This window comes from Acidovorax delafieldii 2AN (genome assembly GCF_000175235.1).
Classification (GTDB): Bacteria; Pseudomonadota; Gammaproteobacteria; order Burkholderiales; family Burkholderiaceae_C; genus Acidovorax; species Acidovorax delafieldii_B.
The window spans coordinates 1-15,891 of sequence record NZ_ACQT01000078.1 but is presented as its reverse complement, the minus strand read 5'-3'; the positions used below and the strand labels follow the sequence as shown (position 1 = coordinate 15,891).

At 66.8% G+C, this 15,891-nt stretch carries 11 protein-coding genes and 1 pseudogene; 6 read left to right on the top strand and 6 right to left on the bottom strand.

Annotated elements, in window-relative coordinates; all coding sequences use genetic code 11:
• Positions 1-71 precede the first annotated feature (71 nt).
• A complete protein-coding gene (gene argA / locus ACDELDRAFT_RS11585; RefSeq protein ID WP_005796843.1) occupies positions 72-1,418 on the bottom strand; it encodes an amino-acid N-acetyltransferase in 1,347 nt (448 codons plus the stop codon).
• Positions 1,419-1,578: 160 nt separating this feature from the next.
• On the opposite strand from argA, the gene hrpA reads away from it, so the two are divergent.
• Both hrpA and ACDELDRAFT_RS11575 read left to right on the top strand, forming a co-directional pair.
• Positions 1,579-5,568, top strand: a complete 3,990-nt coding sequence (gene hrpA / locus ACDELDRAFT_RS11580; RefSeq protein ID WP_040328936.1) for an ATP-dependent RNA helicase HrpA — start codon at positions 1,579-1,581, stop codon at positions 5,566-5,568.
• Positions 5,569-5,823: 255 nt separating this feature from the next.
• Positions 5,824-7,530, top strand: a complete 1,707-nt coding sequence (locus ACDELDRAFT_RS11575) for a long-chain fatty acid--CoA ligase (protein WP_005796840.1) — start codon at positions 5,824-5,826, stop codon at positions 7,528-7,530.
• Positions 7,531-7,596: 66 nt separating this feature from the next.
• Here the strand turns inward: ACDELDRAFT_RS11575 and ACDELDRAFT_RS11570 are convergent, their stop codons facing one another.
• Complete coding sequence (locus tag ACDELDRAFT_RS11570; protein WP_232504758.1) at positions 7,597-8,004, bottom strand: PilZ domain-containing protein; 408 nt, start codon at positions 8,002-8,004, stop codon at positions 7,597-7,599.
• Positions 8,005-8,491: 487 nt separating this feature from the next.
• On the opposite strand from ACDELDRAFT_RS11570, the gene ACDELDRAFT_RS11565 reads away from it, so the two are divergent.
• The 3 genes from ACDELDRAFT_RS11565 to ACDELDRAFT_RS11555 all read left to right on the top strand — a co-directional run bounded on the left by ACDELDRAFT_RS11565 (position 8,492) and on the right by ACDELDRAFT_RS11555 (position 10,445).
• Positions 8,492-8,962 (top strand): hypothetical protein, encoded by a 471-nt coding sequence (locus tag ACDELDRAFT_RS11565; RefSeq protein ID WP_005796834.1) that lies wholly within the window; start codon positions 8,492-8,494, stop codon positions 8,960-8,962.
• A gap of 155 nt (positions 8,963-9,117) precedes the next feature.
• Entirely contained in the window at positions 9,118-9,912 is a 795-nt protein-coding gene (locus ACDELDRAFT_RS11560) for a 2OG-Fe dioxygenase family protein (RefSeq protein ID WP_005796832.1), read from the top strand.
• A gap of 95 nt (positions 9,913-10,007) precedes the next feature.
• Positions 10,008-10,445: a universal stress protein gene (locus tag ACDELDRAFT_RS11555; protein WP_005796830.1), complete on the top strand. Its 438-nt coding sequence runs from the start codon at positions 10,008-10,010 to the stop codon at positions 10,443-10,445.
• 397 nt (positions 10,446-10,842) lie between these two features.
• Here ACDELDRAFT_RS11555 and ACDELDRAFT_RS11550 read toward each other — a convergent pair whose 3' ends face one another.
• The 4 genes from ACDELDRAFT_RS11550 to ACDELDRAFT_RS11535 all read right to left on the bottom strand — a co-directional run bounded on the left by ACDELDRAFT_RS11550 (position 10,843) and on the right by ACDELDRAFT_RS11535 (position 14,767).
• A complete protein-coding gene (locus ACDELDRAFT_RS11550) occupies positions 10,843-11,826 on the bottom strand; it encodes a tripartite tricarboxylate transporter substrate binding protein (RefSeq protein WP_005796826.1) in 984 nt (327 codons plus the stop codon).
• A 182-nt stretch (positions 11,827-12,008) separates the two neighbouring features.
• On the bottom strand, positions 12,009-13,193 hold the full coding sequence (bktB, locus tag ACDELDRAFT_RS11545; protein ID WP_005796824.1) for a beta-ketothiolase BktB: 1,185 nt from the start codon (positions 13,191-13,193) through the stop codon (positions 12,009-12,011).
• Between the two features lie 92 nt (positions 13,194-13,285).
• Positions 13,286-14,047, bottom strand: coding sequence for an SDR family NAD(P)-dependent oxidoreductase (locus ACDELDRAFT_RS11540; protein WP_005796822.1), 762 nt, complete (start codon positions 14,045-14,047; stop codon positions 13,286-13,288).
• Positions 14,048-14,251: 204 nt separating this feature from the next.
• Positions 14,252-14,767: a MarR family winged helix-turn-helix transcriptional regulator gene (locus tag ACDELDRAFT_RS11535; RefSeq protein WP_005796820.1), complete on the bottom strand. Its 516-nt coding sequence runs from the start codon at positions 14,765-14,767 to the stop codon at positions 14,252-14,254.
• Positions 14,768-14,852: 85 nt separating this feature from the next.
• Here ACDELDRAFT_RS11535 and ACDELDRAFT_RS11530 point away from each other — a divergent pair.
• Positions 14,853-15,751, top strand: a pseudogene (locus ACDELDRAFT_RS11530) (EamA family transporter).
• Positions 15,752-15,891: the final 140 nt, after the last annotated feature.

Below are 15,891 nucleotides of genomic sequence, written 5' to 3'. Positions count from 1 at the left end.
CTTGCGGCCGGTCCAGGCTGGCGATGGCGGGCAACGGGGCGCGCCGCGCACTGGCGCTTGCGCTGCCCGCGTCAGAGCTTCTTGACCAACACCTGGCTCTTGCGGTCCCAGTTGTACTTGCGCTTGCGGGCATCGGGCAGCCAGTCGGGGTCCACCGACTGGAAGCCGCGCTTGAGGAACCAGTGCATGGTGCGCGTGGTCAGCACGAAGATGCTGTCCAGGCCCCGGGCGCGGGCACGCTGCTCGATGCGCTTGAGCAGCTTTTCGCCGTCGCCCGTGCCCTGGCTTTGGGGCGACACCGTTACGGCCGCCATCTCGGCCGTGCGGGCCTCGGGGTAGGGGTACAGCGCCGCGCAGCCGAAGATCACGCCGTCGTGCTCGATCACGGTGTAGCTCTCGATGTCGCGTTCGATCTCGGTGCGGTCGCGCTTGACCAGCGTGCCATCCTTCTCGAAGGGCTCGATCAGCTGCAGGATGCCGCCCACGTCGTCGATGGTGGCTTCGCGCAGCTCTTCGAGTTTTTCATCGATGACCATGGTGCCGATGCCATCGTGCACATACACCTCCAGCAGCAGCGAGCCGTCGAGCGCGAAGGGAATGATGTGGCTGCGCTCCACCCCGGCCTTGCAGGCCTTCACGCAGTGCTGCAGGTAAAAGGCCACATCGGTGGGTTGCTGCGCCGGGGGCAGCTTTGCCAGCAGGGCCTGGGCGGTGGCCAGCGGCAGTTCGGTGTCGATGGGGTTGTCTTCGCTCTCGGGCTCGCCGGGCTGCATGCGGATGCCGGGCACCTCGGTCAAGAAGATGAGCTTGTCGGCCTTGAGCGCAATGGCCACCGAGGTGGCCACTTCTTCCATGTTGAGGTTGAAGGCCTCGCCCGTGGGCGAGAAGCCGAAGGGCGACAGCAGCACCAGTGCGCCCATGTCCAGCGTGCGCTGGATGCCGGCCACGTCCACCTTGCGCACCAGGCCCGAGTGCTGGAAATCCACGCCATCCACAATGCCCACGGGCCGCGCCGTGAGGAAGTTGCCCGAGATCACGCGTACCGTGGCGCCCGCCATGGGGGTGTTGGGCAGGCCCTGGCTGAAGGCGGCTTCGATCTCGTAGCGCAGCTGGCCCGCGGCTTCTTGCGCGCAATCGAGGGCCACCGAATCGGTGATGCGGATGCCATGCGAATACCGCGCGGCGTGGCCCTTGGCTGCCAGTTGCTCATTCACCTGCGGGCGAAAGCCGTGCACCAGCACGATCTTCACGCCCATGGCCTGGATCAGCGCCAGATCCTGGGCAATGTTGTGCAGCTTGCCCGCCGCAATGCCCTCGCCGGGCAGGCCGATCACGAACGTCTGGTTGCGGAACTTGTGGATGTAGGGCGCCACCGAGCGGAACCAGGGGACGAAGGTGAAATTGAAGACAGCAGACATGTACGGGGGGCTTGGGCGGACGGTGGGAGGAAAACAGCCAGGGCTGGGATAATTCGCGATTCTCTACGAAGTTTCTGCCTTGACTGCGCCCACCGTTTCATCTCCCCTGCACATCGAGTTTCCGGAATCCCTGCCCGTCTCTGGCCGGCGTGACGAGATCATGGAGGCCATGCGCCGGCACCAGGTCATCATCGTGTGCGGTGAAACTGGCTCGGGCAAGACCACGCAGTTGCCCAAGATCGCGCTGGCGCTGGGCCGGGGCAAATGCAACGCGAAGCCGGGCCAGAAAGGCCAGCTCATCGGCCACACCCAGCCCCGCCGTATTGCGGCCAGCAGCGTGGCCAAGCGCATCGCCGAAGAGCTGAAGACGCCTCTGGGTGATGTGGTGGGCTTCAAGGTGCGGTTCCAGGACCGCTTGAGCCGCGATGCGTCCGTCAAGCTCATGACGGACGGCATCTTGCTGGCAGAGACGCAGACCGACCCGCTGCTCAAGGCCTACGACACCATCATCATCGACGAGGCGCACGAGCGCAGCCTCAACATCGACTTTCTGCTGGGCTACATCCGCCAGATCCTGCCGCGCCGGCCGGACCTGAAGGTCATCGTCACGTCGGCCACGATTGATGCCGACCGGTTTGCCAAACACTTTGAAAGCGCCAAGGGTCCGGCCCCGGTCATCATGGTGTCGGGCCGCACCTTTCCGGTGGAGCAGCGCTACCGCCCGTTTGAAGACAGCCGCGACTACGGCCTGAACGAGGCCATCGCCGATGGTGTGGACGAGCTGTGGCAGGGCAATGCGGCGGGCGACATCCTGGTCTTTCTGCCCGGCGAGCGCGAAATCCGCGAAGCCGCCGACCACCTGCGCAAGCACCTGTCGCACCAGCCCGTGATGCGCAATGCCGAGGTGCTGCCGCTGTTTGCGCGCCTGTCGCAGGCCGAGCAGGACCGCATCTTTGACGGCCACACGGGCCGGCGCATCGTGCTGGCCACCAACGTGGCCGAGACCTCGCTCACCGTGCCCGGCATCCGCTACGTGATTGACGCAGGCACCGCACGCGTCAAGCGCTATAGTTTCCGCAGCAAGGTGGAGCAGCTGCTGGTGGAGCCCATCAGCCAGGCCGCCGCCAACCAGCGTGCGGGCCGCTGCGGCCGCGTGGCCAACGGCATCTGCATCCGCCTGTACGACGAGGCGGACTTCAATGGCCGCCCGCGCTTCACCGACCCGGAAATCCTGCGCAGCTCGCTCGCGGGCGTCATCCTGCGAATGAAGTCGCTGCACCTGGGCGATGTCACGCAGTTCCCGTTCATCGAGGCGCCCTCGGGCCGCGCGATTGCCGACGGCTACCAGCTGCTGGCCGAGCTGGGTGCGGTGGACGATGCCAACGAGCTGACCCCCATGGGCGTGGAGCTGTCGCGCCTGCCGCTCGACCCGCGCGTGGGCCGCATGATCATCGAGGCGCGCGACCGCAAGGCGCTGGACGAGGTGCTCATCATCGCCAGCGCATTGAGCGTGCAGGATGTGCGCGACCGCCCCATGGAGGCACAACAGCAGGCCGACCAGGCGCACGCCAAGTTCGACGACGACAAGAGCGAGTTCAGCGGGTATCTGAAGCTGTGGAAATGGATCAACGAGGCGCGTGGCGGGGCGCCCAGCCTGCCATCGGCCCGCGCGCAAAAGGCCATGGCTGCGCAGAAGGCGCCTTCGCAGGCGTATTTGCCGGTAGCGCAGCGCGGCGGCGGTGGCAGCCCTGCGGCAGCGCCTCCTGCACCTGCACCCGCAAGCGCCGCTGTGGCCCCAGCCGCCACCCACAAGCTCAGCAACCGCCAGTATGAGCAGCTGCTGCGCCAGAACTTCATCAGCATTCGCCGCCTGCGCGAGTGGCGCGACATCCACACCCAGCTGCTCACCGTCGTCACTGAGCACAAGTGGCAGATCAACGCCCGGCCCGCCAGCTACGAGCAGCTGCACCTGTCGATGCTGGCCGGTTTGCTGGGCAATGTGGGCGTCAAGAGCGACGAGGAAGACTGGTACCTGGGCGCGCGGGGCATCAAGTTCTACAAGCACCCTGGTGCGCACCTGAACAAGAAGCCCGGCCGGTGGATCATCGCGTCCGAACTGGTGGAGACCACGCGCCTGTTTGGCCGGGGCATTGCGGCCATCGAGCCGCAGTGGCTGGAGCAGATGGGCGGGCACCTGCTCAAGAAGCAGCTGCTGGACCCGCACTGGGAGAAGAAGTCTGCCGAGGTGGTGGCGCTGGAGCGCGCCACGCTCTACGGCATCGTGGTCTACAACAACCGCCGCGTGAACTTCGGCAAGGTGGACCCCCACGCCGCGCGCGAGGTGTTCATCCGCGAGGCGCTGGTGGGCGGCAACTGGGAGACGCGCCTGCCGTTTCTGGCCGCCAACCAGAAGCTCATCGCCAAGGTCGAAGAGCTGGAGCACAAGTCGCGCCGCCAGGACGTGCTGGTGGACGACGAGCTGATCTACGCCTTTTATGACCAGCAACTGCCGCCCGAGGTGTGCAGCGGGCACAGTTTCGAGGCCTGGTACCGCGAGGAGTCCAAGAAACAACCAGACCTGCTCAAGCTCACCCGCGAGGAGCTGATGCGCCACGAGGCCGCCGGCATCACCACCAACGCCTTCCCCAAAACGGTGCGCCTGGGTGGCGTGGACTGCGCCGCCAGCTACTTGCACGAGCCCGGCGATGCGCGCGACGGCATCACCGTGACCATCCCGCTCTTCGTGCTCAACCAGGTGAGCGAGGAGCGCTGCGAATGGCTGGTGCCCGGCATGCTCAAGGACAAGATCCAGGCCCTGCTCAAGAGCCTGCCGCAACGCCCGCGCAGCCGCTTTGTGCCGCTGCCCGACAGCGCCACGCGCCTGGCCGAACTGCTGGGCGCGCCCGAGCGCTTTGGCACCGGCAGCCTGACCGATGTGCTTCTCAAGCAGGTGCGCGACGAAACCTCGCTCGACGTGAAGCGCGCCGACTTCAAGCTCGACATGCTCAGCCCGCACCTGTTCATGAACTTCCGCGTGGTGGACGAGCACGGCCGCCAGCTGGGCCACGGCCGCAACCTGGGCGCGCTCAAGGCCGAGTGGGGCGCCAAGGCGCGCGGTGCGTTCCAGGCGTTGGCGGGGCTCAAGCTCGGCGGTGCGGCGGCTGAGGGGGTGAAATCTGAGTCAAATGTGCCTCTGGTGCTTGATGGTAAAGCGCAGGCAGCTATTAAATCAGGAGTGAAATCCCCGCCGCAGACAGCCCAACAATCGAAGCCGGCCAGCGCCACCCCCTCAGCCCCCGCAGGCCAGCGCAACACCACCTGGACGTTTGGCGAGTTGCCCGAACTCATGGAGATCAAGAAGGCCGGCCAGACGCTGATCGGCTTCCCGGCGCTCATCGACGGGGGCGACGCCGTGACCATCGAGGTCTTCGACGAGCCCGAAGTGGCTGCCGCCAAGCACCGCGCGGGCCTGCGCCGCCTGTTTGCGCTGCAGATCAAGGATGCGCTCAAGTACCTCGAGAAGAACATCCCCGACCTGCAGAAGATGGCCGTGGCTTACATGCCCCTGGGCACGCAGGAAGAGTTGCGCACGCAGATCATTGACGTCGCGCTGGACCGCGCCTTTTTGCTCGACCCGCTGCCCACCGACGAGTTCGCTTTCAAGCGCCGCGTGGAAGAGGGCCGGGGCCGCCTCACGCTGATCGCCAACGAGGTCGCGCGCCTGGCGGCCACCATCTTGGTCGAATACGCCGCCGCCGCCCGCAAGATCAAGGACACCAAGAATGCGCCCGAGGCCACGCAGGATGCGCAGCAGCAACTGCAGCGCCTGGTGCCCAAGAACTTCATCGCCGTCGCCCCTTGGGCGCAACTGGCCCACTACGCCCGCTACCTCAAGGCTATCACCCTGCGCCTGGACAAATACCGCGCCGACCCCGCCCGCGACGCCGCCAGGCTGGCCGAGTTGCGCCCGCAAGAGCAGCGCTACTGGCGCCTGGTGGCCGAGCGCAAGGGCCACGTGGATGCCCGCATGCAGGAGCTGCGCTGGCTGCTGGAAGAACTGCGCGTGAGCTTCTTCGCGCAAGAGCTGCGCACGCCGCAGCCGGTGAGCGTGAAGCGGCTGGACAAGCTGTGGGCGCAGGTCAATAGCTGAGAACTCGCGCGCGATTTATTTCGCTGCGCAACCGCACCGCCAGGGCAAGGATGCAAGGTGCGCCAGCGGCCGTGCTTGCGGGATCGATCGGCTCCGTCAGGCAGGTGAGGAAGGGAGCCGCTGCCGCGTGGGACGACAAGGCGGGGGGCACCGCAGAGGCCGGCCTTGGCGTCACCTGCGCGACGCGGCATCAGTGGCTTCCCCAATGCCTGTGGCGTCTATCGCCTCTAGGCTGCCGGGGTAAAGGAACCCTCCATGCGTCCCCACTTCAAGTTCTGGCCCCACCGGCTGCCCCATTCCATCACCCTGCCGTCCACTTCGCTGTGGGACAACCTGGCCATCAGCGCGCGCCGCTACCCGGACAAGGCGGCGCTGGTGTTTTTTGGCCGAGCGCTGAGCTACCGTGCGCTCGCCGATGGCGCCGAGCGCCTGGCAGCGCGGCTGGCGCAGCTGGGCGTGCAGCGCGGCGACCGGGTGGTGCTGTGCATGCAGAACTGTCCGCAGCTCGTGATGGCGCACTTTGCCATCCTGCGCGCCAACGCCGTGGTGGTGCCGGTCAACCCGATGAACCGGGCCGAAGAGCTCAAGCACTACATCACCGACCCTGACACCAAGGTCGCCATCACCACCGCCGACCTCGCCCCCGAGCTTGCCAAGGCCAGCAACGCGTTGGCGCCCGGAGAGCGGCTGGCGCATCTGGTGGTGACGCAGTTCACCGATGCGTTCGATGCGGACGTTGCAGGCCCCGATGCACCGCCCGACGCCTGGCGCGACTGGCTGTGCACCGTCCACGCCTTGCCGGTGCTGGAGGGCGGTCAGGCGCACGCATGGGCCGATGCTCTGGCCTGCAACGCCGAGCCACCCGCTCTGGTGGTGGGCCTGGGCGATCTGGCGGTGCTGCCCTACACCAGCGGCACCACGGGCCTGCCCAAGGGCTGCATGCACCTGCACCGCAGCATCATGCACAACGCGGTGGCCAGCAGCCTGTGGGGCACCGGAACGGCGGACAACGTGACGCTGGCCGTGGTGCCCATGTTCCACATCACAGGCATGGTGAGCGTGATGCATGCGGCCATCTACATGGGGGCCACCCTTTTGGTGATGCCCCGCTGGGACCGCGACCTGGCAGGGCGCCTGATCTCGCGCTACAAGGTGACGGCGTGGACGAACATCCCCACGATGATCATCGACCTGCTGGCCAGCCCCCATTTCGCCCAGTACGACCTTTCGAGTCTGGTCTACATCGGCGGCGGGGGGGCGGCCATGCCGCAGGCGGTGGCGCAGCGCCTGCTGGACCACTACGGCCTGCGCTACGCAGAGGGTTATGGCCTGACGGAGACGGCCGCGCCGTCCCACACCAATCCGCCCGAAAACCCCAAGCAGCAGTGCCTGGGCATTCCGTTCATCGGCACCGATGCGCGCGTGATCGATCCCGAGACCCTGCACGAAGTGCCCGTGGGCGAGCAGGGCGAAATCATCATCCACGGCCCAGAGGTGTTCGAGGGCTACTGGAAGCGGCCGGACGCCACGGAGTCCGCGTTCATCGAGTTCGAGGGCAAGCGCTTCTTCCGCTCGGGCGACCTGGGGCGCATGGACGAGGACGGCTACTTCTTCCTGACCGACCGCCTCAAGCGCATGATCAACGCCAGCGGCTTCAAGGTGTGGCCGGCCGAGGTCGAGGCGCTGATGTTCCGCCACCCCGCGATCCAGGAGGCCTGCATCATCGCCGCCAAGGACAGCTACCGCGGCGAGACCGTGAAGGCCGTGGTGGTGCTGCGTCCCACGCACCAGCAAACGACCGAGCAGGAAATCATCGATTGGTGCCGCGAGAACATGGCGGTCTACAAGGTGCCGCGCATCGTGCAGTTCGTGACGGCACTGCCCAAGAGCGGCAGCGGCAAGGTGATGTGGCGCTTGCTGCAAGAGCAGGAGCCTTCCGGCGCTGCCGCACCCCAAGGCTGACACTGCAACCTGGCGTGGCCGCCCGGCCCCTGGTCATCTTGCGGGCGGGCTTGGCTGCGGCGGGTGTCAGGGCGGTGGAGCGCTGTGCGTCAGCTCGCCCAGGTCGCGTTCCAGCAGTGCGGGGTCGCCCAGCTGCAGCTCGATGAGACGGCGCAGGTGGGTGACGCTGTCGAGGTCGATGCTGCGGCACAGCAGTCCCGTGTGCAGGCCTTCGCTGTGGGCCACTTCGGTCGACATGGCGATGTGGTTGTTGCTTTCGGCCAGCGCAATGGTGAGCTGGCACAGCATGCCCGGCACAAGGTTTGCCTGGGGCGGTGCCGTGATCAGTGCCCCCTTGAGCGAGAGGTCGTGCACATGCACGCTGAGCGTGTCGGTCGGGGTTGCAAGCTGGGCCGGTGCATCAAAGCTGACGCGGACGAAGTGGCGGCGTTCGTAGGGCATCGCGTTCTCCTGCTTGGCGGGGGTAGCTTCCATGCTACCCCAAGCCTGCAGGTGGCGGCTGCCCGCGCCTCCCTTTTTGCAGCGTGTGGCGGTGGGCGTTGCACTCTCTGGTGGCAAGGTGCGGATTCACGAGCAGGGCGCTGGGTTGTCCTGCTGGTGGTTGAGGATGGCCCGGGCCGGGAAAGGACGACGCGTGGCCGGGGTGAAAGCGCTGTCGATAGCGTCCGGCGGACGCGGGCGTTCAGCCGCAAAGCGGTTGCCAGGCCGGTGCTTGTGGTGCGCTGCGGGGGGCTGATTTCACGGCACGATGGCGAAAGTGCCATGGGCACCGGGCAGTACCGATCATCTGCTTCGAAAAAGATAGCGGTCAGCGCCCTAGAATGAAGCGCAACGGGCAAATAGGTGCAGATGGACGGGGTGCCTGCATCCATTTGCTTACATTTTTGGTGGCCGTATTGGCCGAAGAGTGCCCCGGACCTTGTTACAAATGGGCTGTTCCCTGATTCCGAAGGAGTAAACCATGAACACCACCCTCCGCCACCTCATGTCCGGGGCTGCCGCCGCGCTGCTGGCGGCCACCGCCGCCGGCGCCCATGCGCAGTCTTACGTCAACGCCACCGTGGGAGGGCAGTTGGCGCCGGGTGTGTATGGGCGCATCGATATCGGCAATGCACCGCCGCCGCCTTTGCTCTATGCCGAACCGGTGATCATCCAACGGCCTGCCGTGATGGTGCCGCGTTCTCCCATCTACCTGTATGTGCCCCCGGGGCATGCCAAGAACTGGGGCAAGCACTGCGCCCGCTACAACGCCTGCGGCCAACCCGTCTATTTCGTGAAGGAGCCGCCACGCGGCCCCGCGTATGGCGGCCGGCCCGATTACCGCAATGGCCGGGATGATCGCCATTGGGACGATGGCCACCGGGGTGGAAAGCACAACCGCGGCGAAGGCCGGGGCGAGGGCCGCGGCCGGGGCCACGGCCACCGCGACTGAGCCAGCGGCCTGACCGACGGACAGGGTGCTGCCCGCACCCCGTTGCCGTGCCGCCGTGATTGTCCTTGGCGTTGGCTCTTCATCGGTTCTCCATTGGATCTTTTCTTTGCTGCCTGGTCCGTCCCTTTTTCGCGCCTGCTGTCAGGTCGTCATTCATGGCCACAACCACTTTCTCTCCTCCATTCACCCGCCCCGAAGATGTGGCCGGACAACTGCGCTCCCAAGGGTACGCCGTGCTGTCGCCGCAGGACATGGCGGAGTGGTCCGGCTGTGCGCTCACGCAGTTGCAATCCATTGCGCCCGATTGGGCTGAACTGCCCCCAGACGAGTTCCTGAAGGACGGGGGGCGCTACCGCCGCCGCCGCCATGCCTGCTTCGAGGTGCAGGCGGGCCATGTGGTGCAGGTGCCCCATCGCGCCCACTGGCAGCCGCTGGAATACAACGCACTGCATGGCGGCATGGAGCGCTGGTTTGCCCCCATGACGGCCGAGACGGTGGCGCGGCCCGTGTGGTCGCAGCTCCTGACCGCCCTGGCGGGCGTGTGCGATGCGGTGTTTGCCGGCGCCGACGCGCCCGCACGGTGGTTCGTCGAGGCGCACCAGTTCCGCATCGACACCACCGACGGCATCGGCCGACCCACGCCCGAGGGGGCGCACCGCGACGGCGTGGATCTGGTCGCCGTCTTTTTGGTGGAGCGCCAGGGTGTGAAGGGAGGCGAAACGCGGGTATTCGAGGCGGCAGGGCCCGCGGGGCAGCGCTTCACCCTGAGCGCGCCGTGGTCGCTCATGCTGCTCGATGATGCCCGCATGATCCACGAAACCACGCCCATCCAGCCCCTGGTGCCGGGTGGCTACCGCGACACGCTGGTGGTGACCTGCCGGCGGGGTGGTTTTCAGGGGGCTGATGTGGTGGGCGACGTACCGGCGGGCCCGCCGGTCAAGGCGCCATGATTTGATGCGAATCAAGGTGTACGGAGGTGCGGGCCGCCACACTGGGCCCATGTTTCCAGGCCGTTGCCTGGCCTGATCAACCTGAGGAGAAGCACATGTTCAAACACATTCTGGTTCCAGTCGACGGCTCCAAGACCTCGATGCTCGCGGTGTCCAAGGCGGCGGCCCTGGCCAAGACTTTCGGCAGCGCTGTCACGGCGCTGTACGTGATCGATCCCTATCCCTTCACCGGCGTGGGTGCCGATTTCGCCTATGGCCAGGCGCAATACCTGAGCGCCGCGACGGCCGAGGCCAACAGCGCGCTCGACGCAACCAAGAAGGCCATGGCCGAGGCAGGCGTGCAGGCCACGGCGGTGGTGGGCGAGGGCCATGCGGTGCACGACGGCATTCTGCGCGCGCTCGAAAACACCGGTGCGGACCTCATCGTGATGGGCTCACATGGCCGCCGGGGCCTGGAAAAGCTCGTGCTGGGCAGCGTGACGCAGCGCGTGCTGGGCGTGGTGCATGTGCCAGTGCTGGTGGTGCGGGACTAAGGTAGTCCCCTGAGTCGCCTGCGGCGCCTTCTCACAATGGGCTGATGCCATCGTCGCGGGGCGGCCCAGGCTTGGCGCCCCTCGCGGGCGCTGCGCCAGGCTCACAGGTCATATGCTTTACGTGGCTTCATCAGCAGACCGCCCTGGCGCATTCAAAAACAAGAACGGCTCCGAAAGGAGCCGTTCTTGTTTTCAGGTCTCGATGATGCTGCGCATCCGTATCCCGTATCCCGTATCCCGTATCCCGCATCCCGCATCCCGTATCCCGCATCCCGCATCCCGCATCCCCAAGTCCGTGGAATAGGCACACCCCACGCCAGTGCACCCGTGGATCTGGCTTTGCCAGTCCACCGGGTGCGTCCTCCATCAGGAGGAAGGCGCGGAGCGCCACAGGGGGTCACTCGATCTTGGCGCCCGAGGCTTCCACGATGCCTTTCCATTTTGTGTAGTCGGCCTTGAGCAGGGCGCCAAACTGGGCGGCCGACATGGCTTCTGGCTCGGCGCCCTGGGCGTGGATGGCGGCCTTCATGTCGGCCGTGGCCAGCAGCTTGTTGACTTCGGCGTTGATGGCATTGACCACGTTGGCGGGCGTGCCGGCCGGGGCCAGGATGCCATACCAGGTGCTCACATCGAAGCCCTTGAAGCCCGACTCGGCCACCGTGGGCACGTCAGGCAGCGAAGAGCTGCGCTTGGCCGAGGTGACTGCCAGAGGGCGCAGCTTGCCCGATTTGATCTGGCCCATGGCCGATGGCAGCGACGACACCAGCAAGTCGACATTACCCGCCAGCGCGTCCATCAGTGCGGGGTTCGAGCCCTTGTAGGGAATATGGCTCAACTTCACGCCGGCGGCCTTTTCGAACAGATCGCCTGCGAGGTGGATCGAGGTGCCGTTGCCGGGCGAACCATAGGTGATGCTGCCAGGCGCAGCCTTGGCCGCAGCCACCACGTCGGCCAGGCTCTTGAACTTGGAGTTGGCGCTGGTGGCGATCACCACGGGTGTGTAGGCCACGTGCGCCACGGCGGTGAGGTCTTTGGTGGGGTCCCAAGGCAGGTTCTTGTAGAGCCAGGGGCCGATGACGAGGTTGTCCTTCTGGCCCATCACGATGTCATAGCCGGTGGGTGCGGCCTTCACGGCCTCGGTGATGCCGATGGTGCCGCCAGCGCCGGCCTTGTTGTCGGCCACCACGGTCCACTTGGCGCTTTCGGTGAGCTTGGTGGCCACCAGGCGCGAGAGGATGTCCGTGCCGCCGCCGGGCGGGAAGGGCACGATCAGGCGAATGGGTTTGGCGGGGTAGGCCGCAGCGGGTACGGGCGCCTGGGCATGGGCCGTGGTGCCCATGGCAAAAGCAATGGCGGTGAACGAAAGCAGTTTGCGAATCATGGTGAGAGGTGTCTCCGTCGGGTCAATGGTGTGCGGGCGCCATGTTCCGTGGGGTATGCAGGCGCTGCGCTGCTGATCTGGGCCAGCCCTGCGGATGATCGCCGATCCTCCACAGGGCCTGCCTTGCCAATGGCGGGCGGCAGCATCGCGCGGTGCGATGGCTGTAGCCGCACGCAGGTATGTCAGAGGCGCTCGAAAATCGCCGCAATGCCCTGGCCGCCGCCGATGCACATCGTCACCAGTGCGTAGCGGCCCTGGATGCGCTGCAGCTCATGGATGGCCTTGACGGTGATGAGCGCGCCGGTGGCGCCAATGGGGTGGCCCAGCGAGATGCCCGAGCCATTGGGGTTGACCTTGGCCGGGTCCAGGCCCAGGTCCTTGGCCACTGCGCAGGCTTGCGCGGCGAAAGCTTCGTTGGCCTCGATCACGTCCAGGTCCTTCACCGTGAGGCCGGCCTTCTTGAGCGCCAGCTGCGTGGCCGGCACGGGGCCGATGCCCATGTACTTGGGGTCTACCCCCGCGTGGGCGTAGGCCACCAGGCGGGCCAGGGGCTTGGCGCCACGGGCCTTGGCGGCCCCGGCTTCCATCAGCACCACGGCGGCGGCGGCGTCGTTGATGCCCGAGGCGTTGCCGGCCGTCACCGTGCCGTTTTCCTTCACGAACACCGGCTTGAGCTTGGCCAGGTCGTCCATCGTGGCGCCAGGGCGGAAGTGCTCGTCGGTGGCGTATTGCACGTCGCCCTTCTTGCTCTTCAGGGTGACGGGCACGATCTGGTCCTTGAACACACCGGCCTGCGTGGCGCGCTCGGCGCGGTTATGGCTTTCCACGGCCAGGCGGTCCTGGTCTTCGCGTGTGATGCCCCATTTGGCGGCGATGTTCTCGGCCGTCACGCCCATGTGGATGTTGTGGAACGGGTCGTGCAGTGCACCGATCATCATGTCCACCATCTTGGTGTCGCCCATGCGGGCGCCCCAGCGCATGTTCAGGCTGGCAAAGGGCACGCGGCTCATGTTCTCGGCGCCGCCGCCAATTGCCACGTCAGTGTCGCCCAGCAGGATGGACTGGCTGGCGTTGACGATGGCCTGCAAGCCAGAGCCGCACAGGCGGTTCACGTTGAACGCGGGCGTGCCCTCGCCGCAGCCGCCGTTGATGGCGGCCACGCGCGAGAGGTACATGTCCTTGGGCTCGGTGTTGACCACGTGGCCGAACACCACATGGCCCACATCCTTGCCTTCCACGTTGGCACGCGCGAGCGATTCGCGCACCACGAGCGCACCCAGTTCGGTGGGGGGCACGTCTTTCAGGCTGCCACCAAAGGTGCCAATGGCGGTACGCACTGCGGAAACGACGACGACTTCACGGGTCATGGGGAGGTCCTTTCAGAGAAATTTTGATCAGATGGGCCGCTAGCGCTTTTCCCGCATGCGGCAGTAGCTATGAAAACAGGAGTGAAGAGACGCTATGCGTCGCGCACATCGGCCACCGGTTGGGTGCCGAAATCTGCGCGTTCCAGCCAGGCGAGCACGCGGGTGGCGGCGTCGGCAGGCGAGGTGAGCTGGCCACCCGTCTTGAGGTTGGCGAAATTCTGGCGATCCGGGAAGGCGGCCGGGTCGGCGCCGCGCAACTGGACCTGCATGTCGGTGTCGATCACACCAGGAGCCAGCGAGCATACCTTGGCACCGTGGGGCTTGATCGCTTCGTCCAGCGCCACGCAGCGCGTGAAGTGGTCCATGCCTGCCTTGGCGGCGCAGTAGGCGGCCTGCGAGGCCATGGCCCTGCGGCCCAGCCCCGAAGAGATGTTGAGCACCTTGCGCGGCACCGTCCAAGTGTCCGTGGCCCCGAGGAAGGCGGCGGTGAGTTGCATGGGCGCCTCCAGCCCCACGCGCAGGGCGTGTGCCAAGTCGGCGGCGTCGCTGTGCGATAGCGGGGCGATGCGCGGGATGACACCCGCGTTGTTGATGAGTGTGGCGCTGGCAAACGCCTGCGGGCCTTGTGCCTGCAGCCAGGCCTGCAACTTGTGCGCGGCCTGCTCGCCTTGCGACAGGTCTTGCTGCCACTGCTCAATGGTGACGCTCGCCGCCTTGGCCTCGGAGGCCAGGTCGGGGTTGGCACTGCGCGCGACGCAGACCAGGGTGTTGCCGCAGCGCAAAAGCTGCTGGGCCATGGCCAGGCCCATGCCGCGCGATGCGCCGGTGAGGATGTAAAGGTGGGTTTGGGGCATCCCGCCATGTTACTGCGCAGTACGCAAGGGCATGCACCGCCAGCGATCCGCTGCATGCAGCGAGCGGCAAGTGTGCGCTGCGGATCGGAGCGGGCGGCTGGGCGCGAAACGCGGTGATGGCCGCAGTGATGGCGGGTATTTGCGACGACGCAGACCGCCCGGGGCAGCAACTGCACGCGGCACAGTGGCTCGTGCGGAGGATTCCTAGTGGCCCGGCGGTGGCTCCAGCGCCGCCAGCAGCAGCGCCAGCCGCGCATCCAGCGCCGCCAGGTCGGCCGCCTTGAGCGGCGCGAGGATGCGGTGTTCATTGGCCACGTGGGCCTCCAGGGCGCGGTCGATCCGTTCCAGCCCTTCGGGCGTGAGCTGCACGAGCGAGCTGCGCGCGTCGGCGGGGTTGGGCAGGCGCTCGATCCACCCCTGGGCTTCGAGCTTGCCCATGCGGTGCGTCATGGTGCCCGAGGTGACCATGAGCGTGGAGAACAGCGTGGTCGGCGCCAGGCAGTAGGGCGCGCCGCTGCGACGCAGCGTGGCCAGTACGTCGAACTCCCAAGAAGTCAGGTCGAATGCGCCAAAGGTGTCGTCCAGGCGGCGCTGCAACAGGGCCGCGCAGCGCTTGATGCGCCCGATGGGCCCCATGGGGCTCACGTCGAGATCGGGCCGCTCGCGGTGCCATTGGTCAAGGATGGCGTCTACGGCATCGGGTGGGCGTTGGGTGGCCATGGTAACGGATGGGTTGTGGGTCGATTTATCTTGATTTCAAGATTGTATGGTAGAGTGATCTATCTTGAATTAAAGATAAAAAACTGTGAAAGATCCCCGCACCTCCCCTTGGCTGAACGCGTTGACCACGGCAGTGGCGCCCGTGATTTGGGGCTCGACCTACATCGTCACCACGGAGCTGCTGCCGCCCGACCGGCCCTTTACCGCCGCGCTGCTGCGCACCCTGCCGGCCGGTCTGCTGCTGGTGCTGTGGTGCCGGCGCTGGCCTGTGTGGGGCGACTGGACGGGCTGGTGGCGCCTGCTGGTGCTGGCGGCGCTGAACATCGGGGTGTTCCAGGCGCTGCTGTTCATCGCGGCCTACCGCCTGCCAGGTGGCGTAGCGGCGGTGGTGGGCGCCGTCGGGGCCGTTGGTGGTGGATGGGGCTGACCTGGGCGCTCGACCACCGCCGCCCACCCGCGCTGGCACTGGTCGCAGGGGCCCTGGGTGTGGCGGGCATGGCGGCGCTGCTGTTGTCACCGGGGGCGCGCTGGGACATGCTGGGCGTGGCGGCCACGCTGTTGGGCACGCTGTGCATGGCGGCGGGCACGTTCTGGTCGCGCCGCTGGCGGTCCGATCTGCCGGTGCTGGCCTTTACGGGCTGGCAGTTGCTGGCAGGCGGCATCATGCTGGCGCCCGTGGCCTGGTTGGTGGACCCACCGCTGCAGACGCTCACGGCCGCACACGTGGCGGGCTACCTGTACCTGAGCTCGGTGGGCGCCTTGCTGTCGTACGCCCTGTGGTTCCGGGGCGTGGCGCGATTGCCTGCGGTGGCGGTGTCGTCGCTGCTGCTGCTCAGCCCCGTCACGGCGGTGCTGCTGGGCTGGGGGCTGCTCGGGCAAACCCTGCGGGGCCTGTCGCTCGTTGGCATGCTGGTGGTGCTGGCCAGCATTCTGGCGGTGCAGTGGGCGATGTCACGGCCCGCTTCGCCCTTGCGAAAACTATGATTTTGATAGCTGCTGGCGCTTATGGTGAAAGCGCCAGCGGTCCATTGAATCAAGAATCAGCAGGTCGCGCAGGCGATTTGACTGCAGAAGGGCGGCGCCGGAGGTTCCGCCCGGCGGCCGCGGCCGCGAGCATGCCGGCC